Annotated in this window: 21 protein-coding genes; 17 read left to right on the forward strand and 4 right to left on the reverse strand. The window is 70.6% G+C overall.

Features of this window, described 5'->3' with window-relative positions; genetic code table 11:
* Window positions 1-171 precede the first annotated feature (171 nt).
* The 12 genes from gspF to VGU65_RS02075 all read left to right on the forward strand — a co-directional run bounded on the left by gspF (window position 172) and on the right by VGU65_RS02075 (window position 13,315).
* Window positions 172-1,389: a type II secretion system inner membrane protein GspF gene (gspF, locus tag VGU65_RS02020; protein ID WP_327472493.1), complete on the forward strand. Its 1,218-nt coding sequence runs from the start codon at window positions 172-174 to the stop codon at window positions 1,387-1,389.
* Window positions 1,390-1,431: 42 nt separating this feature from the next.
* A complete protein-coding gene (gene gspG, locus VGU65_RS02025; RefSeq protein ID WP_327472864.1) occupies window positions 1,432-1,902 on the forward strand; it encodes a type II secretion system major pseudopilin GspG in 471 nt (156 codons plus the stop codon).
* A gap of 68 nt (window positions 1,903-1,970) precedes the next feature.
* Window positions 1,971-2,444, forward strand: a complete 474-nt coding sequence (locus tag VGU65_RS02030) for a GspH/FimT family pseudopilin (protein ID WP_327472866.1) — start codon at window positions 1,971-1,973, stop codon at window positions 2,442-2,444.
* Window positions 2,441-2,878 (forward strand): type IV pilus modification PilV family protein, encoded by a 438-nt coding sequence (locus VGU65_RS02035; RefSeq protein ID WP_327472494.1) that lies wholly within the window; start codon window positions 2,441-2,443, stop codon window positions 2,876-2,878. Before VGU65_RS02030 ends, VGU65_RS02035 begins: the two co-directional genes overlap by 4 nt.
* Complete coding sequence (locus VGU65_RS02040) at window positions 2,875-3,555, forward strand: type II secretion system protein GspJ (RefSeq protein ID WP_327472495.1); 681 nt, start codon at window positions 2,875-2,877, stop codon at window positions 3,553-3,555. Before VGU65_RS02035 ends, VGU65_RS02040 begins: the two co-directional genes overlap by 4 nt.
* A complete protein-coding gene (locus tag VGU65_RS02045) occupies window positions 3,552-4,406 on the forward strand; it encodes a type II secretion system minor pseudopilin (RefSeq protein WP_327472496.1) in 855 nt (284 codons plus the stop codon). Before VGU65_RS02040 ends, VGU65_RS02045 begins: the two co-directional genes overlap by 4 nt.
* On the forward strand, window positions 4,403-5,569 hold the full coding sequence (locus tag VGU65_RS02050) for a PilN domain-containing protein (RefSeq protein WP_327472497.1): 1,167 nt from the start codon (window positions 4,403-4,405) through the stop codon (window positions 5,567-5,569). Before VGU65_RS02045 ends, VGU65_RS02050 begins: the two co-directional genes overlap by 4 nt.
* The gene (gene gspM, locus VGU65_RS02055; RefSeq protein WP_327472498.1) at window positions 5,566-6,219 is read left to right on the forward strand and encodes a type II secretion system protein GspM; all 654 of its coding nucleotides are present in this window, start codon (window positions 5,566-5,568) and stop codon (window positions 6,217-6,219) included. The genes VGU65_RS02050 and gspM overlap by 4 nt, the downstream gene beginning before the upstream one ends.
* Window positions 6,216-7,046 carry a type II secretion system protein, XpsN-like gene (locus VGU65_RS02060; RefSeq protein ID WP_327472499.1) on the forward strand — a complete coding sequence of 277 codons (831 nt, stop codon included), beginning with the start codon at window positions 6,216-6,218 and terminating at the stop codon, window positions 7,044-7,046. Before gspM ends, VGU65_RS02060 begins: the two co-directional genes overlap by 4 nt.
* Window positions 7,047-7,049: 3 nt before the next feature.
* Window positions 7,050-9,662: a type II secretion system secretin GspD gene (gspD, locus tag VGU65_RS02065; RefSeq protein WP_327472500.1), complete on the forward strand. Its 2,613-nt coding sequence runs from the start codon at window positions 7,050-7,052 to the stop codon at window positions 9,660-9,662.
* 180 nt (window positions 9,663-9,842) lie between these two features.
* Complete coding sequence (gene hrpB / locus VGU65_RS02070) at window positions 9,843-12,428, forward strand: ATP-dependent helicase HrpB (protein ID WP_327472501.1); 2,586 nt, start codon at window positions 9,843-9,845, stop codon at window positions 12,426-12,428.
* A gap of 200 nt (window positions 12,429-12,628) precedes the next feature.
* Window positions 12,629-13,315 (forward strand): ArsR/SmtB family transcription factor, encoded by a 687-nt coding sequence (locus VGU65_RS02075; RefSeq protein ID WP_327472502.1) that lies wholly within the window; start codon window positions 12,629-12,631, stop codon window positions 13,313-13,315.
* 427 nt (window positions 13,316-13,742) lie between these two features.
* On the opposite strand, the gene VGU65_RS02080 is transcribed toward VGU65_RS02075, so the two are convergent.
* Entirely contained in the window at window positions 13,743-14,687 is a 945-nt protein-coding gene (locus VGU65_RS02080; protein ID WP_327472867.1) for an alpha/beta fold hydrolase, read from the reverse strand.
* A 52-nt stretch (window positions 14,688-14,739) separates the two neighbouring features.
* Complete coding sequence (locus tag VGU65_RS02085; protein ID WP_327472503.1) at window positions 14,740-16,590, reverse strand: M1 family metallopeptidase; 1,851 nt, start codon at window positions 16,588-16,590, stop codon at window positions 14,740-14,742.
* Window positions 16,591-16,826: 236 nt separating this feature from the next.
* Between VGU65_RS02085 and VGU65_RS02090 the strand changes: the two genes are divergently transcribed.
* The 4 genes from VGU65_RS02090 to VGU65_RS02105 are packed head-to-tail and all read left to right on the forward strand — an operon-like array spanning window position 16,827 to window position 20,628.
* Window positions 16,827-17,324: a MarR family transcriptional regulator gene (locus VGU65_RS02090; RefSeq protein WP_327472504.1), complete on the forward strand. Its 498-nt coding sequence runs from the start codon at window positions 16,827-16,829 to the stop codon at window positions 17,322-17,324.
* Window positions 17,325-17,337: 13 nt separating this feature from the next.
* Entirely contained in the window at window positions 17,338-19,434 is a 2,097-nt protein-coding gene (locus VGU65_RS02095) for an FUSC family protein (protein WP_327472505.1), read from the forward strand.
* A complete protein-coding gene (locus VGU65_RS02100) occupies window positions 19,424-19,624 on the forward strand; it encodes a DUF1656 domain-containing protein (RefSeq protein ID WP_327472506.1) in 201 nt (66 codons plus the stop codon). Before VGU65_RS02095 ends, VGU65_RS02100 begins: the two co-directional genes overlap by 11 nt.
* A gap of 11 nt (window positions 19,625-19,635) precedes the next feature.
* Window positions 19,636-20,628: an HlyD family secretion protein gene (locus tag VGU65_RS02105; RefSeq protein WP_327472507.1), complete on the forward strand. Its 993-nt coding sequence runs from the start codon at window positions 19,636-19,638 to the stop codon at window positions 20,626-20,628.
* A gap of 35 nt (window positions 20,629-20,663) precedes the next feature.
* On the opposite strand, the gene VGU65_RS02110 is transcribed toward VGU65_RS02105, so the two are convergent.
* A complete protein-coding gene (locus tag VGU65_RS02110; RefSeq protein ID WP_327472508.1) occupies window positions 20,664-21,254 on the reverse strand; it encodes a GNAT family N-acetyltransferase in 591 nt (196 codons plus the stop codon).
* Between the two features lie 4 nt (window positions 21,255-21,258).
* A complete protein-coding gene (locus VGU65_RS02115) occupies window positions 21,259-21,465 on the reverse strand; it encodes a YdcH family protein (protein ID WP_327472509.1) in 207 nt (68 codons plus the stop codon).
* 76 nt (window positions 21,466-21,541) lie between these two features.
* On the opposite strand from VGU65_RS02115, the gene ttcA reads away from it, so the two are divergent.
* Window positions 21,542-22,426: a tRNA 2-thiocytidine(32) synthetase TtcA gene (gene ttcA, locus VGU65_RS02120; RefSeq protein ID WP_327472510.1), complete on the forward strand. Its 885-nt coding sequence runs from the start codon at window positions 21,542-21,544 to the stop codon at window positions 22,424-22,426.
* Window positions 22,427-22,460: the final 34 nt, after the last annotated feature.

Consider the following 22,460-nt stretch of genomic DNA (forward strand, 5'->3'; position numbering starts at 1 on the left):
GGGATGGCTGGGATGAAGGGTGGGGGCTCGCCCGATCCCTTCACGGAGCCGCTCTTGCGCTGATGAACACAAGCATGGCCCGCTTCGCCTACGCCTTTCTGCAAGCCTTTGATCCTCACCCCAGCCCTCTGTCCGCAAGGGAGAGGGAGCAGCGCGCGCGGGGTCTTTGACATGGCGCAATTCCGCTACCGCGCCGTCAGTGCCGCCGGCGAGGCGCTCGAGGGGCAGATCGAGGCGCCGAGTTTGGAGGAGGCGATCGGTCGCCTGCAGGACCAGGGCCATACGCCGCTGGACGCGCGACCCGCCGACGCAATCGGCGAGGGCTCCGCACTTGCCGCGTTGCTCAAGCGCGGGCCCTTCACCGGGGACCAACTGGCGCAGTTCACCCATCAGTTGGCCACCCTGCTCGGTGCCGGCCAGCCGTTGGACCGCGCACTCGGCATCCTGATGGAGCTGCCCGAAGGCGAGCGTGCCAAGCGGCTGGTCGAACGCGTGCGCGACCGCGTGCGCGGTGGCACCACGCTGTCGCAGGCGCTGGACGAGGAGCACGGCGTCTTTCCCAAGTTGTACATATCGCTGGTGCGCGCGGGCGAGGCGGGCGGTTCGCTGGAGGACACGCTGCGACGCCTGGCCGAGTATCTGGAGCGCGCACAGCTGCTGCGCGGCTCGATCGTCAACGCGCTGATCTATCCGGCCTTCCTGCTGATCGGCGTGCTCGGCTCGCTGGTGCTGCTGCTGGCCTACGTGGTGCCCCAGTTCGTTCCGATCTTCGAAGACATGCAGGTGCCGATCCCGTGGATCACGCGGGCGGTGCTGTTCATCGGCAGTGTGCTGCAATCCTGGTGGTGGTTGATCCTGTTGGTACTGGTGGGCGGGACGCTGGTGTGGCGCGCTCGCCTGCGCGATCCGGCGCAGCGTATGGCCTGGCACGCGAGGCTGCTGACCCTGCGCGTGGTCGGTCCGCTGCTGCTGAAGGTCGAGACCGCGCGCATCGCGCGCACGCTGGGCACGCTGCTCAAGAACGGCGTGCCGCTGCTCGCCGCGCTGGGGATCGCCCGCCAGGTCACCGGCAACACCGCGCTGGACGATGCGCTGGCGCAGGCCGCCGAGCAGGTCAAGGGCGGCGGGGGCCTGAGCGCCGCGCTGGCGCGCTCGCAGCGCTTCCCACGGCTGGCCCTGCAGATGGTTCAGGTGGGCGAGGAGGCCGGGCAACTGGACGCCATGCTGCTTAAGGTCGCCGACACCTTCGACATCGAATCCAGGCGCGCGATCGACCGCCTGCTCGCCGCGCTGGTGCCGGCGCTGACCATCGTGATGACGGTGCTGGTGGCGATCATCATGGCGGCGATCCTGCTGCCGCTCCTGAGCCTGACCTCGAACATTCAGTAACACCTGGAGATGCGTATGACTTATCACAGTAGCGAACAGGCGATGGGCAACAGGAAACCGGCGGTATCGGCGCAAGCACGATTTCCCCGGTCCGCTTCCCGTTCCGCGCGCGCGCGGCGTGCCCGCGGTTTCACGCTGCTGGAAATGCTCGCCGTGATCGTGCTGATCGGCATCATCGGTGCGGTGGTGGTGACCCAGGTCGGCAAGAACGTGGACAAGGGCAAGTACGGTGCCGGCAAGGCGCAGCTGACCACACTCAGCCAGAAGATCGAGAACTACGCGCTGGACAATGGCTCGCCGCCCGCGCAGCTGAAGGACCTGGCGGTCAAGCCGGCCAACGCGCCGAACTGGCAGGGGCCGTATGCCAAGGCCTCCGACCTGGTCGACCCATGGGGTCATGCCTTCGGCTACAAGTATCCCGGTGAACACGGCAGCTTCGACCTGATCTTCTACGGCCAGGACGGCCAGCCCGGCGGCGACGGTTACAGCAAGGATGTCGGGAACTGGCAATGAAGCCGGGAATCGGCAATCGCGAATCGGGAATCGGCAGGGCGCGCGAGGGCCAACTGCGTGCTTCTGCGATGCGCGATGCGCGATTGCCGATCGACCGGCGCCCGCGGCGCACCCGCGGCTTCACCTTGCTGGAGATGCTGGCCGTGATCCTGTTGATCGGCATCGCCGCAGCGGCGGTGTCGGTTTCGGTGAGCCAGGGCCTGGCCAGCGCGCGTGTGCGTGCGGCCAGTATCGAGCTCGCCGCCGCGCTGCGCGCCACGCGCGCGCGGGCCATCGTCAAGGGCCAGGACCAGACCTTCGACGTGGACGCCAGGGCCGCCAGCTACCGCGCCGCCGGCGGCAAGCCGGTGGCGCTGCCCAAGGGCATGCGCCTGTCCATCACCAGCGCGCGCGAGGACCAGCCCGACGGCCACACCGGCCGCATCCGCTTCTTCCCCGACGGCAGTTCCACCGGCGGCCACATCCTCCTGCAGCGCGGCGCGCGCCGCTGGCAGGTCAACGTGGCGTGGCTCACCGGGGCGGTGAGCGTGGTGACGTCGTGAGGACTTCGCGCGCCCGCGGCTTCAGCCTGCTCGAAGTGGTCGCCGCGGTGCTTCTGCTGGCGATCACCTTCGCCTCGCTGATGCGCGTTGCCGGCAGCTCGCTCAACCTCACCGCGCGCTCGGCCGAACGCAGCCAGGCGGCGATGTGGGCGCACAGCCTGCTCGACAGCGCTTTCGTGCTGGAGCCGATTCGTGCCGGCCGCAGCAGCGGCCGCTTCGACCAGCGCTATCGCTGGCAACTCAACGTGCAGCCCTTCCAACCTGTAACGACAGCGCCCGTCGCCGGGCCGCGGCCGCAGTCGCCGGCCTCGCCGCTGAAGCTCTACCGGCTCGACCTGGACGTGCTGTGGACCAGCGCCGGCCACCACTACAGCGCGCGCTTCAGCACGCTGCGCGTGGGTGGCCCGCAGCCGGTGGCGGGGAGCGGGGCATGAGCGCATCGCGCATCCGCGGCTTCAGCCTGATGGAAGTGCTTGCCGCGCTGGTGCTGTTGGCGCTGCTGCTGGTCGGGGTGTATTCGGGCATCCGCACCGCCTCGCACAGCGTGCGCGCGGGCAGCGCGACGGTGGAACGGCTCGATGCGGTGCGCTCGGCGCAGGATTTCCTGCGCCGGGAGCTGGCCCAGGCGATGACCCAACAACTGGCCAAGAATCCCGACAACGACGAAGCGATCTTTTTCAAGGGCGACGCCCGCTCGATGAGCTTCGTGGCGCCGCTGCCGGGCTATCTCGGCAAGCTCGGTCCGCAGGCGCAGACACTCGAGCTGGTGGACAACGGCAAGGGCGGGCAGCGCCTGCAAATCCGTTTCGCGCTGCTGCCGCCGGGTGGGCAGCCGTTGCCGCCCGGCCCGCCGCAGGTGCTGCTGGAAGACGTGCGCGATGGCGGCTTCCAGTACCGAGGACTCGACGCGCAGGGACGCGTGGGTTCGTGGAGCGCCAGCTGGCCGCAGGGCGATCACCTGCCGCAGCTGGTACGCATCGACTTGCGCCTGGCCGGCACCGGCTACTGGCCGCAGCTGACCGTGCCGCTGCGCGTGGATGCCTCGGCCAACCAGCGTGCCTTCGCGATGCTCGGGCGCGACGGCCCGGTGTTCGCCTGGAGCCGGCCGTGAACGCGCGCAGCCTCCATACCCAGCGCGGCGTCGCCTTGCTGGTGGTTCTGTGGGCTTGCACGCTGCTGGCGATCATGCTCGGCGGCTACGCCATGCTGGCGCGCTCCGAAGGCCTGCAGGCGCGCTACCAGTTTGCCCAGACGCAGGCGCAGTACGACGCCGAGGCCGGCCTGGCGCGGGCCATCTACGGCCTGCAGGACACCCAGCTGCCGCAGCGCTGGCTGGCCGACGGGCGGCCGTACACCTTCCCGTTCGGTGGCGCCACGGTGCGGGTGAGCGTGGTCGACGAAGGCGGCAAGGTGGATTTGAACAGCGCCTCGCCGGCCGTGCTTCAAGGGCTGTTCCGCGCCGCCGGCATGAACCCGGACGCGGCGCAGAAGCTGGCCGCCGCGGTGGTCGACTGGCGCGGCGCCGATCTCGGGACGAAGGTGGGCCTGGACGTCTATACGGCCAACGGGTACAAGCCGCGCCATTCGCCCTTCCTCAGCATCGAGGAATTGCAGCAGGTGGCAGGCATGACCCCGGCGCTGTATCGCGCGGTGGCCGGCGCCATCACGATCTGGTCCGGTCGCGAGAGTCCCGATCCCAACACCGCCCAGTCGCTGGCGCTGGCGGCGATCCCCGGCATGACGCCCGCGCGCGTAGCGCAGGTGACCGCCGCGCGGCAGGCGACCCGCCCGGGCGTGGCGGGCCTGTTCGCCGGCAATGGGGTGACGCATAGTATCCGCTCGGAGGCCACGATGGCCGACGGCACGCGCGCCGTGCTGCATGCCACCGTTCGCCTGCAGGGCGTGCGTGCGGGTGCGCAGCCCTACGCGGTGCTGCACTGGCGGGAGGGTGACCGCGAATGACGACCGCAACGCAATCGCTGCGTCCGCAGCTGGACCGCCTGCGCCGTGGCTGGCGCGCCTCGCCGCTGCCGCGCTTCTTCGCTTGGTGGGGCGGCGAACTGGCGGCGCTGTTGCCGGCGTCCTGGCGCAGGCTGTTCGGCGGCGGCGCCCAGTGGTACTTGCTGCAGCGCACCGACGGCCGCTGGGAACTGCGCCGCGCAGGCGAGCCGGAGGTGCGCGCACAATGGCCGCGCGGCACCGAGGCGGCGATCGAACAGGCTGCGTTGTCGGCGGCCGTCCGCGAGGTCGATCGCGAGGACCTGCGGCTGGCGCTGCTGCTGCCGGCCGCCGCGGCGCTGCGCCGGCGCCTGCTGCTGCCGCGCGCGGCAGCGGACAACCTGCAGCAGGTGGGCGCCTTCGAGATGGACCGGCAGACGCCTTTCCGCGTCGAGCAGGTGTACTACGCGCTGATCGAGCTGGACACGCCGGCGCCCGCGGGCCGCTTCTTCGCCGAACTGGTGGCGGTGCCGCGCGACGCGCTCGACCCCCTGCTGGCCGAGCTGGAAGGTGCCGGCATCCGGGTCGACGCGGTGGACGTCGCGCAAGGCGCCGACCGGCTCGGCATCAACCTGTTGCCGCCGGCACGGGTGCCGCGCCGCGCCAACCCGCGCCAGCGGCTCAACCTGGCCCTCGGCGCAGCCGCCGTGTTGCTGCTGGTGCTGGTGCTGGCGCAGTGGCTGGGCAACCGCACCCAGGCGCTCGCCGCCATGCAGGCGCAGGTCGAGGACATGCAGGCCGAGGCGCAGCAGGTCGGTGCGCTGCGCCAGGAACTGCAGGACAACGCCGGCGCGGCCAGCTTCCTGGTTCGGCGCAAGCAGACCCGCGTCACCATGCTCGACCTGCTGCTCGACCTCACCCGCCGGCTGCCGCAGAACGCCTGGCTGGAGCGGCTAAGTGTCGACCCCAGCGGCCAGGTCGGCTTCCAGGGGCAGGCGCCGCAGGCGGCGGCGCTGATCGACGCGTTGAAGGATTCGACGACCATGCGCGACCCCAATTTCCAGGGCAGCATCCAGCCCGACCCGCAGACCGGCAAGGAGCGCTTCTACATGGTCGCGCAACTGCGCCAGGCCGGCACGACCGCCAAGGCCGCGCCGGCCCGGACCGCCTCGGAGGCGCAGCCATGAGGCAGCTCGTGCTCAAGCCGCGCGACAGCCGCATCGCCGCCGTGCTGCTGCTCCTGCTGGCGCTGGCGCTGGTGTACTTCCTGTTCATCCACTGGTGGTTCGTGGCGCCGCTGCGCCAGGTCGACGCGCAGATGGCGGAGTTGCGCGACACGCAAAGCCGCTATGCAGCGGCGATCGCCGAGAAGCCGCAATTGCAGCGGCGCATCGCCGAGCTCGGCGCCGGCCAGGCGGCCAGCGCCGCGTTCCTGCCGGAGGCCGACCCCAGCGCCGCATCGGCCGGCTTGATGCAGCGCGTGGTCGACGCGGTAGGCACGCATACCGCCGGCGGCGGCTGCGAGGTCACCCAGAAGATGCCGCTGCCCAATCCGCCGGAGGACGACAACAGCCCCTACCGCAAGGCGGCGGTGAGCATCAGCCTGCGCTGCGACATGGAACCGCTGGTGGCGGTGCTCAATGCGCTGGAGCAGGGCACGCCATACCTGTTCGTCGACGACTTGAGCCTCTACCGCAACCCGGTCGCCGCGCAGCAGGGCAACCAGCCGTCGCTGGAGGTGCAGTTCACGCTCTCCGGCTACGTGCGCCCGGCGCGCACCCCGGTGGCCGCACCGCCGGCGCCGGACAACGGCGCCGACAACGGGGAGGCGCCATGAACGCCGCCGCGCAACGCCGCCTCACCGCACCGCTGGCGGCGGCGGTGCTGCTGCTGGGCATGCTGTTCCTGGCCCTGCTCGCAGGCATCGGCCGCGGCGTGCACTGGGCGCCGCCGCGCGCGAGCGCGCCGCTGCCGGCACAGCACGCCGCCACGCTGCCCCCGCCGGTGCCGCTGGAGCACTATGCGCCGGTGTGGCAACAGCCGCTGTTCAATCCGGACCGCAAGCCGGTGGCGCACGCCGCCAGCGGCGGCGGCCAGCTGGGCGACATGCAGCTGACCGGCATCATCGTGACGCCCACACTGCGCATGGCCCTGTTGCACAACAAGCGAGAGGGCGACAACGGCCAGGAACTGCGGGTGCGCGAAGGCACCCGCCTGCCCGACGGCAGCTGGACCCTGGTCGAGGTACGTCCGCGTTCGGCGGTGTTCGACTCCGCCAGCGGCCGCGTCGAGTTGCAACTGCCGGTCGGCGCGCCAATCGAACAGCTGCACGGCGGCCAGGAACCGGCCGGGCGTCCGGCCGAGGCCTCATCGGTGCCTAACGAATTGCCCGAGGGCCCCGGCCAGCGACCTGCGCTCGAGCCCGAGCCGGCCAAGACCGAAGATCAGCCCGGCGCCATTCCGGCCGCCCCGCAAAGCAGCGGCGGGGACCAAGGCGGAGCGCCCTCCGGCGGCGCCACCCTCTCCGCCCTGCGCGGCGGTCCAGCCAACGTGGACGTGAGCAGCGACGAGCGCCAGGCCGCGCGCGTGCGCCAGCTCAAGGCCGCCATCGAAAAGCGCCGCGCCGAACAGGCCGCCGCGCGAGCAAATCAAGGAGAACGCTGAATCATGTCCACCCTAGCCCTGCACCGTCTGTTCCGGATCGGCGCGATCGCGCTGATGGTCTGGCTTGCCGGCTGCTCCAGCATGCCGCAGCCGCGCGATGACTATGCCCTGCAGCGGGAGGCCGTGGCCGGCACCGAGAAGCCCGCGCCGGCGCCGCTGCCGCTCAACAACGCCGCCAATCCCGCCGAGGAAGGCAACCCGGCGCCGCAGGTCAACAATGGCACCGGCCAGTTCATACGTCCGCAAGCACTGGCCCGGCCGCGCCCGCCGGCGCACGGCGAAAACGCGGTGACCTTCAACTTCGAGAACCAGCCGGTGCAGGCGGTGGTCAAGGCGATCCTGGGCGACTTCCTGAAGAAGAACTACACCATCGTGCCCGGCGTGCAGGGCAACATCTCCTTCTCCACCTCCGAGCCGATCGACGCCAGCCAGGCGCTGCCGGTGCTGGAGACGCTCTTGTCCTGGACCGGCAACGCGCTGGTGCGGCAGAACGGCAGCTACGTGGTGCTGCCGGCCAAGAACGCGGTGGCCGGGAGCCTGGTGCCGAGCCTGGGCGCGGTGGCGCCACAGGGCGGCATGCAGGCGCGGCTGTTTCCGCTGCACTACATCTCCGCCTCGCAGATGCAGAAGCTGATCAAGCCGTTCGCGCGGCCCGACGCGATCCTGCTGGTCGACCCGTCACGCAACCTGCTGGTGCTGGCGGGCACGCCCTCCGAGCTGGACAACTACGCACGCACCGTGCGCACCTTCGACGTGGACTGGTTGAAGGGCATGTCGGTGGGCGTGTTCAGCCTGCAGCGCGCCAACGTCACCGACCTGATGCCCAAGCTCGATGCGATGTTCGGCAAACAGGGCGACACCCCGCTTGCCGGCATGCTGCGCTTCATCCCGATCGAGCGCACCAACGCGCTGGTGGTGATCAGCGCGCAGCCGGACTACCTGCAGGAAGTGGGTGACTGGATCGCGCGGATCGACCGCGGCGGTGGCAACGAGCCGCAGCTCTATGTCTACGACGTGCGCAACATCAAGGCGTCGGACCTGGCCAAGTACCTGGCGCAGATCTACGCCAACGCGGCTGCCGGCGGCAGCGGCGGCGGGCAGGTCGGGCCCGGCCTTTCCTCCGGCACGCTGGGTAGCGCCGAGAACGCCAACGGCACCGGGATGGGCAGCACCGCCGGCAGCTTCGGCAGCAGCGGCGGGCTCGCCGGCGGCGAAGGCGCCTTAAAGGGCGGCATCGGCGGCCTTGGCGGCACGGGCGGCCTGACGGGCAACGGCGCCTACGGCAGCAACAGCGGCCCGGGCGGTATCGGCAGCGGCGGCTTCGGCAACAACAGCGGCCTGGCCAATGCGAGCAGCAGCGCCAACGATCAGCAGTACAGCTCCGCCGACGGCTCGATCAAGATCAGCTCGGTGGACGCGAACAACCAGTTGCTGGTGCGTGCGCGCCCATCGCAGTGGTCGGAGATCGAGGCGGCGATCAAGCGGCTGGATGCCGTGCCGCTGCAGGTGCAGATCGAGACGCGCATCCTGGAAGTGCAGCTCACCGGCGCGCTGCAGTTCGGCGTGCAGTGGTACCTGGAAGGCCTGATCGGCGGCACGCCCAACAGCAGCGGCGGCATCACGCCGGGCCAGCCCGGCAACCAGCAGCAGTGGGCGCTGGGCAAGGGCGGCATGATCTACAACCCCACCGGTGACTCGTTCTTCTACTCCTTCCTCAACCACGACCTGCAGGTCGCGCTGCACGCGCAGGAAACCAACGGCAACGTCAAGACCCTCTCCGCGCCCTCGCTGGTGGTGCTGAACAACCAGGTCGCGCACATCCAGGCCGGCGACCAGATCCCGGTCAACCAGACCTACTTCACCACCGGCCTGGGCACGGTCGACACCAGCGGCAACCCCACCACCATCGGCCAGGTGCAATACATCAGCACCGGCGTGATCCTGGACGTGCAACCTCGCATCAATCCCGGTGGCCTGGTCTACCTCAACATCAAGCAGCAGGTGAGCGTGCCCTCGACCAAGGACACCAACGGCAACTACACCATCCAGCAGCGCGAGATCGCCACCCAGGTCGGCGTGCAGAGTGGGCAGACCGTGCTGCTTGGCGGCCTGATCCGCCAGGACGAGGGCAACACCGACACCGGCATTCCGGGCCTCAACCGCGTGCCGATCGTGGGTCGGCTGTTCGGCTCCACCGACCGCCATCGCAACCGCTCGGAACTGATCGTGCTCATCACCCCGCGCGTGATCGGCTCCAGCGACGATGCCAGGCGTATCACCGACGAATACCAGGCCAAGTTCGAATCGCTCGCTCCATTGCGTGCCGAGCGCGCCAAGGAGCCGCCGCCGCCCGCCGCCTCGCCGGCCGACGTGCCACTGCCCACGCCGCCGGCCACGCCCGAGCAGCTGAACCAGCAGGCCGAGGACGCGCTCAGGCAGACCGACTACGGCGCCGCGCAGCGCCTGGCGCTGGAGTCCTGGCGCAACGGCCCGCAGCACGGCGAGCTGTGCGCGCGCAACTGGCAGGTCATTGCCAGCGTGCGCACGCACCTGGGGGACACCGCGGGCGTCGCGACCGCGCGCAAGTGGATGGCACAGTGCATGGCGGGGAAGTAGGGCGAAGGCGGTTGGCCTCTGCCGCATCCGCCAGGGAGGGCTGCTGCGGCTCTTGAGCCTCCGCTCGCATTCGCGGGGAAGGACTCCCGAGCGGATGCCGCGTTCTGATCCCCCGTGTTGAAGGGGAAGGTGCCCGCGGCGGATGGGGGAGCCTTTCCCCAGCCCTTATCATCCGCGCCAATGAAGCAAGCCGATTTCCCCATCACGCCGCTGCTACCCGAGCTGCGTGCTTCGCTCGACGCCCATCCGCGCCTGGTCCTCGAGGCCCCGCCCGGTGCCGGCAAGACCACCCAGGTGCCGCCGGCGCTGCTCGACGCTCCGTGGCTGGCCGGCCGCCGCATCGTGATGCTGGAGCCGCGCCGCATCGCCGCGCGCGCCGCGGCGCAGTTCATGGCCGCGCAGCGCGGCGAGGAGGTCGGCCAGACGGTCGGCTACCGCATCCGCTTCGAATCGAAAGTGAGCCAGGCCACCCGCATCGAGGTGGTCACCGAGGGCATCCTCACGCGGCTGATCCAGGACGACCCCGAGCTCGAAGGCATCGGCGCGATCCTGTTCGACGAGTTCCACGAACGCCACCTGGCCGGCGACCTGGGCCTCGCGCTCGCGCTCGAGGTGCAGGCCACCTTGCGTCCTGACCTGCGCCTGCTGGTGATGTCCGCCACGCTCGATGGCGAGCGCATCGCGCGCTGGCTCGACGCGCCGCGGCTGTCCAGCCCGGGCCGCAGCTTTCCCGTGCGCATCGAGCATCCGCCCTCGCGCGCGCAGGAAACCCCCGAGCACCAGCTCGCCCGCGTCGTGCGCCTGGCGCTGGAGGAGAACGAGGGCGACGTGCTGGTGTTCCTGCCCGGCCGCCGCGAGATCGGTCGCGCGCAGGCGTTGCTGGACAAGGCGCTTCCCGCATCCATCGGGAAGGGTGCGACCGGCGCGGCCGACCGCGCTGCGCCCACGGGTCACGAGAGAGGCGGATTCGAGCTCGAGATCGTCGCGCTGCACGGCGAGCTGTCGCTCGCCGAACAGCAAGCCGCGCTGGCGCCGGCCGAGCCCGGCACGCGCCGCGTGGTGCTGGCCACCAACGTGGCAGAGTCGAGCGTGACCCTGCCGGGCATCCGCGCGGTGGTCGATTCGGGCCTGGCGCGCGAGCCGCGCTTCGATCCCAACTCCGGCTTCTCCCGGCTGGACACGGTAGCCATCTCGCAGGCCTCGGCCGACCAGCGCGCCGGCCGCGCCGGCCGCGTGGCCGAAGGCACGGCCTATCGCCTGTGGCCGCAGAGCCGCCGGCTGGAGGCCGCGCGCACACCGGAGATCGCCCAGGCGGAACTCTCCGGCCTCGCGCTGGAGCTGGCCGCCTGGGGCGTCGCCGGCGACGAAGGCCTGCGCTGGCTCGACCCGCCGCCGCCCGGCGCACTGGCGCAGGCGCGCGAGCTGCTCGCCACGCTGGGCGCGCTCGATGCCCGCGGGCGCATCACGCCGCTGGGCCGGCGCATGCTCGAATTGGGCGCCACGCCGCGGCTGGCCGCCGCGGCGCTGCGCGCGCCGGCCGAATGGGGCCCCCTGGCGGCCGATCTGCTGGCGCTGGTGGAAGCTCGCTCGCCGCTGCGCGGCGAGCAGGCGCGAAGCGACGATTTCCGTGCGCGCGTGGACGCCCTGCACGCCTGGCGCGACCGCCGCGCTGCGGCGCCTTCGTCGGCGGCGCGGGCCGGCGTCGACCACGGCGCGCTGGCTGCCATCGAGCAGGCGGCCAAAGGCTGGCGACGACGGCTGGACACGCGCACCGCCGCCAGCGGCGTGCCCGACAGCCACGCCGTGGGCGACCTGCTGATGCACGCCTGGCCCGACCGCATCGCCCGCCAGGACGCCGCCAACCCACGCCGCTACACGCTGGCCAACGGCCGCGGCGCGGTATTGCACGAAACCACCGCGCTGCTCGGCGAGCCGTGGCTGGTGGTGCTCGACCTCAAGCGCGAGGCGCGCGACAGCCAGATCCTCGCCGCCGCGCCGTTCGACCCGCGCCGGCTGGAGCAGGAGTTCCCGCAGCGTTTCCAGCGCGAGCGCACGCTGGGCTGGAACGAATCGCGCGGCGCCGTGGAGGCGTTCGAGGAACAGCGCTTCGGTGCCATCGTGCTCGAGCGGCGCAGCGTACCGGTCCAGCCCGGGGACGCGCTGCCCGCCCTGCTCGCCGCGGTGCGCAGCCGCGGTCTGGATGCCTTGCCCTGGAGCGAGCCTGCGCGCCGCCTGCGCGCCCGCATGCAGGCGCTGGCCGGCTGGATGCCCGAGCTCGGGTTGCCGGACGTGTCCGACCCGGCGCTGCTCGCTACGTTGGAGGACTGGCTGGCGCCCTACCTCGCCGGCAAGCGCAAGCTCGATGCGCTGGGCGCCGACGAGCTCTCGCAGGCGCTCGCCGCACAACTGGACTACGAGCAACGCCGCCAGCTCGACGCGCACGCGCCCGATAGCCTGGCCGTGCCCAGCGGCCAGACGCGCAAGCTCGACTACGCGGACGGTCCGCCCGTGCTCGCGGTGAAGCTGCAGGAACTGTTCGGCCTGGCCGACACGCCTCGCATCGCCGGCGGACGCGTCCCGGTGACCCTGCACCTGCTCTCGCCGGCCGGGCGCCCGATCCAGGTGACGCAGGACCTCAAGGGTTTCTGGGAGCGCACCTACCCGGAAGTGAAGAAGGAACTGAAGGGTCGTTATCCCCGCCACCCCTGGCCGGACGATCCGTGGTCGGCCACGCCCACGCATCGGGCCAAGCCGCGGGGGACGTGACTTCGTCGCAAGGCCACCCCCCATCCGCCTGTCGGCACCCTCCGTAAACGGAGGAAGGCTCGCTTAGGAGGGGGTGACAACGTTCCTTCCACGCGAAGCCGGGAAGTGCCCGAACGGCGGATAGGGGCAACCTTGCCTAAAACCGGACGCTTCGCCAACCAGCGAACCGTCCCCGCCACCGCCGGCACTAGACTCCCGCCATGACCCAGGCCTCGCTCACCCCGCACCAGTTGGCCGAGTTCGGCAGCCTGCTCGCCGAGCCGGCGCGCGCGGCGATGCTGCTCGCGCTGGTCGACGGCACCGCGCGGCCGGCCGGCGAACTCGCGCAGGCCGCAGGCATCGGCGCGCCCACCGCCAGCGCGCACCTGAAGCGCCTGCTCGAGGGCGGCCTGCTCGCTGTGCAGGCCCAGGGGCGCCACCGCTACTACCGACTGGCGAGCGACGAGGTAGCCGGCTGGCTGGAGGCACTGGCGCTGCCGCGCCGAAACGTGGCGCTGCCGACCGGCGATGCAGCCTTGCGTCGCGCACGCAGCTGCTATCGCCATCTCGCCGGCCAGCTCGGCGTGGCCCTCTGCGCCGGGCTGCTCGAACGCGGCCACCTGACTACGACCAGCGATGGGCTGGTGCTGGCTCCCGCCGCTGCCGATGCGCTTGCGGCGGCCGGCCTGGACCCGGCCGCCACGCGCCGCCTGCCGGACCTGCGCGGCCGAGGTTGCCTGGACTGGACCGAACGCCGCCTGCACCTGGGCGGCCCGCTGGGCGTGGCGCTCACCGGCGCCCTGCTCGAGGCAGGCTGGCTGCGCCGTGCGTCGCACGGCCGCGCGTTGCTGCCGAGCGCAGAGGGACTGCGCCGCTTCAGCCTGCTTGGCGTGCGATTGCCCGGCTGAATCCGTCGGTGCCGCTCGCTCTTCTCCAGATGCGAGCGCGTACTGCGAGGGGGCGTCCGCTCCGGCACGTTTGAGCGATGCGCGCACGCACCATGCTCCTTCCCTTGCCTCAACTCCCGAGCGCCCGCGGCAAAGCGGCTGCAGCTCCTCTAAGAGCAAGAGACCCACCCGACAAGGCGAAACGGCGCCAAGCTCTTATCCCTCCCCGGGCTGAGCCAGGCCGTTTCTTTGGTTACTTTCTTTGGGCCAGCAAAGAAAGTGACCCGAGCGCCGACAGGCGATCGGAAGCCCGCCGCAGGCGAGCCAAATCGCGGGAGAGCCCTCACAAGCGCGACAGCAAAGCGATGCTCATGCAGGAGCACCCCCGCGAGTCCCGACCCCCTCACCCCAGCCCTCTCTCCGGAGGGGAGGGGAGCAAGGGCGGGCGCTACCGCCCCAGCACGAAGCCGGTCAGCACCTGCGCGGTGGCCTCGGGCTTCTCCATCATCGGCATGTGATTGCAGCCGCTGAGCAGGCTGGAGCTGATCGAGGCGGCCTGAGTGAGGCCGTCGCGCAGGCTGTCCAGCGCGGAGGGGTCGACGATGCGGTCCTCGCGGCACCACAGGCCCAGCACCGGCATGGTCAGCCGGCCGAGGTCGTTCTGCAGCGAGAGGTAGTTTGCGGGCTGGCGCAGCTCGGCCAGGGTACGATCGATGAACGCACGGTCCTGGCGGTTGCGCGCGACGAACACGTCCTCGATGCGGCCGGGCATCTCGGGCGGCTGCAGAAACGCCAGCTTCATCGAGGCCTCGAAGCCGGCGCGGTCGTCGTAGACGAACGGATCCTGGCCGGCCAGCACCTTGCGGTCGAAGTCGTTAAGGCGGGACTTCAGGCCGTAGGAATCCATCAGCGCGAGCGCGGCCACGCCTTGCGGATGGTCGGCTGCATACACGCCGGCGATCGCGCCGCCCATCGAGTGGCCGACCAGCACCACGCGCTGCAGGTTCAATGCCGCCAGGAAAGCCTGCAGGCGCCGCGCCTGCGCCTGCACGCCGTAGCTCGCGCCCGCGTTGCGCGAGGATTCGCCCCAGCCCGGCAGGTCGGGAATCACCACGTGGAAGTGCGCGGTGAGCTGCTCGGCCAGCGGCAGCCAGATCGTCTTGTCCGCCGCGAAGCCGTGCAGCAGCACCAGGGTGGGGCCGTTGCCGCCTTCGTAGTAGCTCCATGTGGTGTCGCCGGCCCGCAGCGCGTGCTTCTCCACGTGCGCGGCCATCGCCTCGCGCGTCTGCTGCGCGCGCAGCAGCCACTGCGGCGCGAAGAGGTAGCTGCCGCCGAGCACCACCACGACCAGTGCCGCCAGCACACCCAGGAACTTCAGGCGACGCACCAGCATGCGCTTCCACAGCGGCCGAGCGTCCGGGGTTCGATTCATCGGTGGCGTCCTGCTACTTCGACGATGCCTTGGCCAGGATCGACTCGATCGCGCCCTGGGTCATCGGGTGGTAGCCATCCTTCGCCCGCGCGTAGGCGGCCTTGGCAAAGGCCAGGCCCTCCGGCGTGGCGGCGAAGGCCTTGTACACCGGCAGGGTGAGGTACATGCGGCCGATCCGCGTCATGTGCTCCCGCGCGTCCTCCCACACCGCCTTGTCGCCGGCGGCGATGGCGTGGCTGTACCAGCGCATGCCGATCTCCGCGTTGGGCGTGCCGGTGAGGTGCCAGGCAGCATCGAGCTGCCTCAGCTTGGAAAGCGGCGGCGCGTCGGGCAGTCGGTCGAGGAAGTACATCCATTCCTGCGTGTTCCAGCCCTTGGCATCCAGTTCACTGGCATCCAGCGTGCCGGCGAGGAAGGCCGCGCGTTCCCGGTCGATGGCGTCGAAGCGCGCCGAGGTCGGCAGCGGGGCGTCGGCGGGGATGCCGCCCTGGTAGACCCAGGCCTTGGCCTGCTCCCAATCCATCTTGCCCGGATGGGCATCGAACAGGTTGGCCTTCATGTCGTCGAGCATCTGCTCGGTGGTGATGGAGGTGAAGGCGTGGCGATGGAAGTAGGCCTTCAGCCAGGTATCGAACGTCTCGCGGCCGAAGCGCAGCTCCAGCGTGCGAAGGAACCAGGAACCCTTGTCGTAGGCCACGTCCGAAAGCGAGTCGTCGGCACCCACGCCGCGCGGGTCGGGCGCGAGCTTCTGCGAGTTGGTGGGCATCTGCCCGATCGACTTCTGCAGCGCGCGTGCCGAAAGCAGCGCCTCCTCGTCGGCCAGCACCTTGCCGTAGACCGCCTCGGTGATGCGGCCCTGCACGTAAGTGGTGAAGCCCTCGTTGAGCCAGATGTCACGCCAGCTCGCGGCGGTCACCAGGTTGCCGGACCAGGAGTGCGCCAGTTCGTGCGAGACCAGCGAGACCAGGCTCTTGTCGCCGACCAGCACGGTCGGCGTGGCGAAGGTCATGTTCGGATTTTCCATGCCGCCGTAGGGGAACGAGGGCGGCAGCACCAGGATGTCGTAGCGGCCCCAGGCGTAGGGCCCGTAGAGCTTCTCGGTGGCCTCGATCAGCTTCTCGGTGTCCTCGAACTCGTGTGCCGCCTTGCCGGCCACCGAAGGTTCGGCGTAGACGGCCGAGCGCGGGCCGGTCTCCTTCACCGCGATGTCACCGGCGGCGATCGCCAGCAGGTAGGAGGGAATCGGGTGCGGCTGGTCGAAGCGGAAGTCGCCATCGAGCGGGTGCCTGGCGTCATTGAGCGCGCTCATCACCACGCGCACGTCCTTCGGCGCGGTCACGTGCGCGCTGTAGGTGAAGCGGATCGCCGGCGAATCCTGCAGCGGCACCCACGAGCGGGCGTGGATGGATTCGGACTGCGAGAACATGAAGGGCAGCTTCTTGTCCGCCGTCTGTGCCGGCGTGAGCCACTGCAGGCCGGAGGCGGTCGGCACGGTCGCGTAGGCGATGCGCACCTTCGCCGGGTGCCTGGGCGCTTCGATGGTGAGCTTGCTGCCCAGTTCCTTGTCGCGCGGCGCTAGCGCGAACTTCAGCGCAGTGGCGCGGCCGGCGGCGTCCAGGCCTTCGACCTTGGCGATCTTCAGGTCGCGCGTATCCAGCACCAGCGACGGCGCCTTGGGGTTCTTCCAGTCCAGCGTGAGCGTGGCTCGGCCCTCGAGCGCCTTGTGCGGGAAATCGACCGCCAGTTCCAGGTCCAGGTGGGTCACGCGTACCTGGCCCGGCTGCGCATAGGAGTGCGGGTCGGCGGCCAGGGCGGACAGCGGCAGCACGAGCGCGCCGAGGGCGAGGGCTGGAATCACACGCATGCGAGGTTCTCGGTTGGGGAAGCGTCGAGTATGCCATCGGGCCGTCCGCGGGCGCCCGTGACACAAGGCCTGCTTCGTGCGCGCTCCCCGGCCTGGCGCGGCAGGAGCGGCGCGCCTCCGGTTTCCTTGCATCCACGCCCGTCGATCCGTTAACGCCCGCTGCATGCCGGCATAGAGGACGAGCGGTTGCGGATTTTATTTCATAAATGTAATATAGCCAAAGCAGTAAACATCCCATGAGCAGCTTCCTACCCACCGAACAGCGTCTCGCCCTCACCCGTCGGCGCCATCCGGCTTTTCCGCGCGGCCCGGCCGTGCTGGTGCGCCTGGTCAAGCACCTGCACAAGCGCATCCACGACGATGCCAACACCGCGCTCAAGGCGTTCGGCCTGAACCATCCGCAGTACAACCTGCTGATGATGCTGTACGGCACCGCGGACCATGCGCTCCATCCCTCGCAGCTGGCCGAGGCCGCGGGCGAGAAGGCGGCCAACATCACGCGGCTTACCAATGAGCTGTGCGAGAAGGGCCTCATCGCGCGTGCCGCCAGCGAGGGCGACCGCCGCAAGCTGGTGCTGACCCTGACGCCCGCCGGGCTCGAACTGATCGGGCAACTGTTGCCCTCGATCTGCGACCTGCTGGAGGAGCAGACCCGGGGCATGAGCGCGCGCGAGCAGGCCGAGCTGGAGCGCCTGCTGAAGAAGTTCCTCGACGGCTTCGACCGCCGCGGCTGAAGGTTTTCCCGAGATGTCCGTCCCCACAACCGCGAACTTGCCGCGCTGGCCCTGGCTGGGCGCGTTCGTCGCCGAGGAAGCGGGCGCCTGGCTGTTCGTCGCCAAGTCGCTGCTGGCGATGTACACGGCTGCCTGGCTGGCGATGTGGCTGCAGCTGGAGCAGCCCTCGACCACGATGATCACGGTTTCCATCGTGATGCATCCGCACAGCGGCATGGTGCTGGCCAAGAGTTTCTACCGGGCGCTCGGTACGCTGGCCGGCAGCCTGTTCGGGCTGGCGCTGATGGCGCTGTTTCCCCAGCAGCGGGAGCTGTTCTTCCTCACCCTTTCGCTGTGGCTGGCGCTGTGCGCCGGCGGCGCGACGCTGTACCGCAACTTCATGGCCTACGGCTTCGTGCTGGCCGGCTACACCGCGGCCATCGTCACGTTGCCGGCATTGGGCAATCCCTTGAACAGCTTCGACTCGGCGGTGATGCGCGTGAGCGAGGTGCTGCTGGGCGTCCTGGTCGCCGCGCTGTTCAGCGACCTGCTGCTGCCTCAGCGGCTGCGCGTGGTGCTGCGCCAGAGCGCGCGCACACAGTTCGCGCACTTCGTCGACTTCGTGCGCGAGAGCACCGGCGGCGCACTGCCGCGCGCGAAGATGGAACAGGCGCACCTGGAATTCGTTCGCGCCGCCGTCCACCTGGAAGACCTGCGCGCCTCGGTGATCTTCGAGGACCCGGAGGTGCGCACGCGCAGCGCGCGCATGCGCCTGCTCAATCAGCGCTACATGGCCGCGGCGACCAGCTTCCAGTCGCTGCACCACCTGATCAACCGGCTCACGCGACGCGGTCGCGATACGGTGGCGCAAGCCTTGATCGCGTCGTACCGGCCGATCGGCGAGGCGCTGTCCACGCCGCCGGGCGAGCGCCATGACCCGGCCGTGCTGACCCGGCGCCTGCGTGCCTGCCTGGCGGCACTGCCGGCACGGGTCGCCGCATTGCGCTCGCCGTTGGAGGAACCGGCGGCGCGGCTGGAGTTCGATACCGGTGCGGCGCTGGTGCTGCGCTTCGCCGAAGAGCTGGCCGACTTCACCGCGGTGGAGGCCGCGCTGCGCGCGGGCAAGCTTCGCGGCAGCGTGGAACGCGTGCATTTCCGCCGCGGCAACGACCTGGCCGGCGCGGCGGTGGCGGTGCTGCGCACCTTCCTCACCATGCTGGTGCTCGCCGCCTTCTGGCTGGCCAGCGGCTGGGCCTTCGGCGGCAGCGCGATGCTGCTGGCGACGATCTTCGCAGGGCTCCTGGCCGCCTCGCCCAACCCGATCGCCTCGGCCGCGCACACGCTGTACGGCTACGCCGCCGGCATGGCGGCGGGTTTCGTCGCGGTGTTCGTGCTGCTGCCAGGCAGCGACGGCTTCGCCATGCTGGTCTGCGCCACCGCCGGGCTGCTGCTGATCGGTCCCTACCTGAGCACCCGCGACACGCTGCCGGGCGTCGGCGCCGGCTACACGCTCGGCTTCGTCTACATCCTGGCGCTGAAGAACCCGATGGTCTACGACCCCTCGCACTTCCTCAACGACGCCATCGCGCAGGTCGCCGGGCTGGGGCTCTCCGGCGTCGCCTTCATGGTGCTGCCCGGCGTCACCGGCACGCGGTGGCAGCGCCGTCGCCAGCTGCGGTTGTTGCGCGAGCAGGTCGCGCTGGCGGCCAACGCGCCGCTGGAAGGCCTGGCATGGCGCTTCGAAAGCGTCGTCCGCGATCTGCTGCAGCAGGTGGTGGCGCACACGCGGCCGGACAGCGAGGAATCGCGCCACCTGCTGGGCTGGTCCATCGCGGTGCAGGAGAGCGGCCGCGCCGTGATCGAACTGCGCCAGGACCTGTCCGGCAAGGAGCTGCCCGCTGTTGCCAGCGATGCCGCGCTGCGCGCGCTGGACGCGGTGGCGCGGCTCTACCGCGCGCCCGATGCCGCGCGCTGGCAGGCGGCCGATGCGGCGGTGCTGGAGGCCATCCATGCCGCGCCGCGCGGGGCGGCCGTGTGCCGCCACCTGTACCAACTGCGCAGCGCGCTGCGCGACGAGGAATCGCCGCTGGCCCCCTACCTGAGCGCGCCGGAGGTGGCCGATGCCGCCTGAAATCGAATTCTACGGCGTGCTGCTGCCGGGCCTGCTGCCGGTGTTCCTGCTGAGCCTCGTGCTGATGGTGCTGCTGGACCTGGCGATCGGCCGGCTCGGCCTGTACCGGCGGTTCTGGCATCCCTCGCTGCTGCGCTTCGCCCTGTTCGTCTGCCTGTTCGGCGCTGCCGGACTGCTTTTGATCCACTGACCTCCATGCCCATGAAAGCCGCTTCGTCGTTGAGATTCCTGATTACTGCCACCGTGGTGGTGCTGGCTGTGCTGCTCGGCCATGCGCTGTGGAAGCGCTACCTGTACGCGCCGTGGACGCGCGACGGCCGCGTGCGCGCCGAGGTGGTGCGGGTGGCGCCGGACGTGTCCGGGCTGGTCGACCGCGTGGCGGTGCTCGACAACCAGTTCGTGCACAAGGGCGATGTGCTGTTCGTGATCGACCAGGCGCGCTTCCGCAATGCGCAGGCACAGGCGCAGGCCAACCTGGCCGCCGCCGAGGCCAGCGCGCGCGCCGCCGGCGCCAGCATCAGCGCGGCGCTGGCCAGCGCCCAGGCCCGGCAGGCGGAGTACCAGATGTATGCCGAGCAGGCCGCGCGGCGCCAGCAGATCGGCAACGTGATCTCGCAGGAGGCGCGCAACGACGCCGCCGCCACCGCCAGCGCCGCGCGCGCCAGCTGGCAGCAGGCGCAGGCCGGCGGCCACCAGGCCAGCGCCGCGCGCGAGCAGGCCGCGGCGGCGGTGGCGCAGGCGCAGGTGGCGCTGGACCGCGCCAGTCTCGACCTGGCCCGTACCGAGGTACGCGCCCCGGTCGACGGCTATGTCACCAACCTGGACGTGCGCGTGGGCGACTACGCCGCCACGGGCGCGGCGCGGCTGGCGCTGATCGACGCGCACGGCTACTACCTCTACGGCTACTTCGAGGAAACCAAGCTGCCGCAGCTGCGCGTGGGCGACCCGGTCGACGTGCGGCTGATGGCCGGCGGCGTGCGGCTGAAGGGCACCATCACCGGCATCGCCCATGGCATCACCGACCGCGACAACCCGGCGGGCGCGGACCTGCTGGCCGACGTAAACCCCACCTTCAACTGGGTGCGGCTGGCGCAGCGCGTGCCGGTGCGTATCGCGATCGACCCGGCCTCGGTGCCGCAGGGGATGGTGCTGGCGGCGGGGATGACGGCGACCATCGAGGTGCACCCGCGCTAGCGCGGGTAACGTCCCGGAACGCCCACCGAGGTCGTTCAGCCGGCCAGCCGCGCCAGCCGCAGCTCCAGCCAGCGCGACACGTCCGGCCACTCCCGCTGGAGCACCGAATAGCACACCGTATCGCGCAGGCTGCCGTCGGGTCGGCGCTTGTGCGCGCGCAACACGCCTTCGCGCGTGGCGCCCAGCCGCTCGATGGCGCGCTGCGAATCGAGGTTGCGCCCGTCGGTGTGCAGCTCCACCGCCACGCAGCCGAGCCGCTCGAACGCATGCGCCAGCAGCAGCCGCTTGCAGGCGGTATTGACGTGGCTCTTCTGCCAGCGCCGGGCGTACCAGGTGTAGCCGATCGCCACGCGCGGCGGATCGCTGACAATGTCGTAGTAGCGCGTGCTGCCGACCAGCTCGCCGGTGCGCTTCTCGCGGATCGCGAACGGCAGCATGCGGCCCTCGCGCTGGCCGGCCAGCGCCTTCTCCACGTAGGTCGTCATCTGCCCCGGCGCGGGCACCGAGGTGAACCACAGCTTCCACAGCTCGCCGTCGGCCGCGGCCGCTTCCAGCGCGGGGACGTGTTCGGGGTGCAGCGGCTCGAGGGCGACATAGGCGTCCTCCAGCGTCGGTGGCATGGGCATCGGTTCAGGCGTCCAGGTCGGGGATCAGCTTGCTTTCGAGCCGGGCGATGGCGTCCTTGAGCAGCAGCTTGCGCTTCTTCAGCCGGGTCAGCTGCAGCTCGTCGCGCGCCGGGTGCGTAGCCATGTGGCCGATCGCTGCGTCCAGGTCGCGGTGTTCCTGGCGCAGTTCGGCCAGGCGGCGGGCGATCTGGATGGGGTCCTGTACCTGCATGGCGGACGAGGGCGGACGGAACGGGCGGCCAGTGTACGCCGCGGGGCTGCGCTAGTGGGCAAGGTACAATGTCGCAATGTCCTCCCCCGTTCGTCCCGAACCCCGCGTCGACCGCAAGCGGGCCCATGAGGCCGCGCGGCTGGCCAAGCGGTTGCGCCACCAGGTTGGCCAGGCGATCGCCGACTACCAGATGATCGAAGAGGGTGACCGCGTGATGGTCTGCCTCTCCGGCGGCAAGGATTCCTACACCCTGCTGGACATCCTGCTCTCGCTGCAGGCCAAGGCGCCGGTGCGCTTCGAGCTGATCGCGGTGAACCTGGACCAGAAGCAGCCGGGCTTCCCGGAACACGTGCTGCCCGATTACCTCGGCGCGCGCGGCGTGCCGTTCCACGTCATCGAGCAGGACACCTATTCCACCGTCGTGCGGGTGGTGCCCGAAGGCAGGACGATGTGCAGCCTGTGCTCGCGGCTGCGCCGTGGCGCGCTGTACCGCTGGGCGGCGGAAAACGGCATCACGCGCATCGCGCTGGGTCATCATCGTGACGACATCCTGGCGACGTTCTTCCTCAACCTGTTCCACGGCGCGAACCTCAAGGCGATGCCGCCCAAGCTGCTTTCTGACGACGGCCGCCACGTGGTGATACGGCCGCTGGCCTATTGCCGCGAGAGCGACATCGCCGCCTATGCGCAGGAACGGGCCTTCCCGATCATCCCGTGCAACCTCTGCGGTTCGCAGGAGAACCTGCAGCGCAAGGCGATCGGCCGTATGCTTGCCGACTGGGATGCGCAGCATCCGGGTCGTTGCGAGAGCATCTTCCGTGCACTGGGCAACGTGGCGCCCTCGCAGCTGGCCGACCGCAAGCTGTTCGACTTCGCCGCGCTGGGTGCGCGCACCGGTGCGGCGCGCGCCGACGCCCGCGGTTGGCTCGCCGGCGAGCCGGCAAGCGATGTCGGCCCCTAGACGTCCATCCTTCACTTTCATCTCCAGAGCGAGC

It is taken from the genome of Frateuria sp., from assembly GCF_035943815.1.
Classification (GTDB): domain Bacteria; phylum Pseudomonadota; class Gammaproteobacteria; order Xanthomonadales; family Rhodanobacteraceae; genus Frateuria_A.

Coding starts and splice junctions, on each gene's coding strand:
- gspF (WP_327472493.1), top strand. CDS start 172: ATGGCGCAATTCCGCTACCGCGCCGTCAGTGCCGCCGGCGAGGCGCTC.
- gspG (WP_327472864.1), top strand. CDS start 1,432: ATGGGCAACAGGAAACCGGCGGTATCGGCGCAAGCACGATTTCCCCGG.
- VGU65_RS02030 (WP_327472866.1), top strand. CDS start 1,971: ATGCGCGATGCGCGATTGCCGATCGACCGGCGCCCGCGGCGCACCCGC.
- VGU65_RS02040 (WP_327472495.1), top strand. CDS start 2,875: ATGAGCGCATCGCGCATCCGCGGCTTCAGCCTGATGGAAGTGCTTGCC.
- VGU65_RS02050 (WP_327472497.1), top strand. CDS start 4,403: ATGACGACCGCAACGCAATCGCTGCGTCCGCAGCTGGACCGCCTGCGC.
- gspM (WP_327472498.1), top strand. CDS start 5,566: ATGAGGCAGCTCGTGCTCAAGCCGCGCGACAGCCGCATCGCCGCCGTG.
- VGU65_RS02060 (WP_327472499.1), top strand. CDS start 6,216: ATGAACGCCGCCGCGCAACGCCGCCTCACCGCACCGCTGGCGGCGGCG.
- gspD (WP_327472500.1), top strand. CDS start 7,050: ATGTCCACCCTAGCCCTGCACCGTCTGTTCCGGATCGGCGCGATCGCG.
- hrpB (WP_327472501.1), top strand. CDS start 9,843: ATGAAGCAAGCCGATTTCCCCATCACGCCGCTGCTACCCGAGCTGCGT.
- VGU65_RS02075 (WP_327472502.1), top strand. CDS start 12,629: ATGACCCAGGCCTCGCTCACCCCGCACCAGTTGGCCGAGTTCGGCAGC.
- VGU65_RS02080 (WP_327472867.1), bottom strand. CDS start 14,687: ATGCTGGTGCGTCGCCTGAAGTTCCTGGGTGTGCTGGCGGCACTGGTC.
- VGU65_RS02085 (WP_327472503.1), bottom strand. CDS start 16,590: ATGCGTGTGATTCCAGCCCTCGCCCTCGGCGCGCTCGTGCTGCCGCTG.
- VGU65_RS02090 (WP_327472504.1), top strand. CDS start 16,827: ATGAGCAGCTTCCTACCCACCGAACAGCGTCTCGCCCTCACCCGTCGG.
- VGU65_RS02095 (WP_327472505.1), top strand. CDS start 17,338: ATGTCCGTCCCCACAACCGCGAACTTGCCGCGCTGGCCCTGGCTGGGC.
- VGU65_RS02100 (WP_327472506.1), top strand. CDS start 19,424: ATGCCGCCTGAAATCGAATTCTACGGCGTGCTGCTGCCGGGCCTGCTG.
- VGU65_RS02105 (WP_327472507.1), top strand. CDS start 19,636: ATGAAAGCCGCTTCGTCGTTGAGATTCCTGATTACTGCCACCGTGGTG.
- VGU65_RS02110 (WP_327472508.1), bottom strand. CDS start 21,254: ATGCCCATGCCACCGACGCTGGAGGACGCCTATGTCGCCCTCGAGCCG.
- VGU65_RS02115 (WP_327472509.1), bottom strand. CDS start 21,465: ATGCAGGTACAGGACCCCATCCAGATCGCCCGCCGCCTGGCCGAACTG.
- ttcA (WP_327472510.1), top strand. CDS start 21,542: ATGTCCTCCCCCGTTCGTCCCGAACCCCGCGTCGACCGCAAGCGGGCC.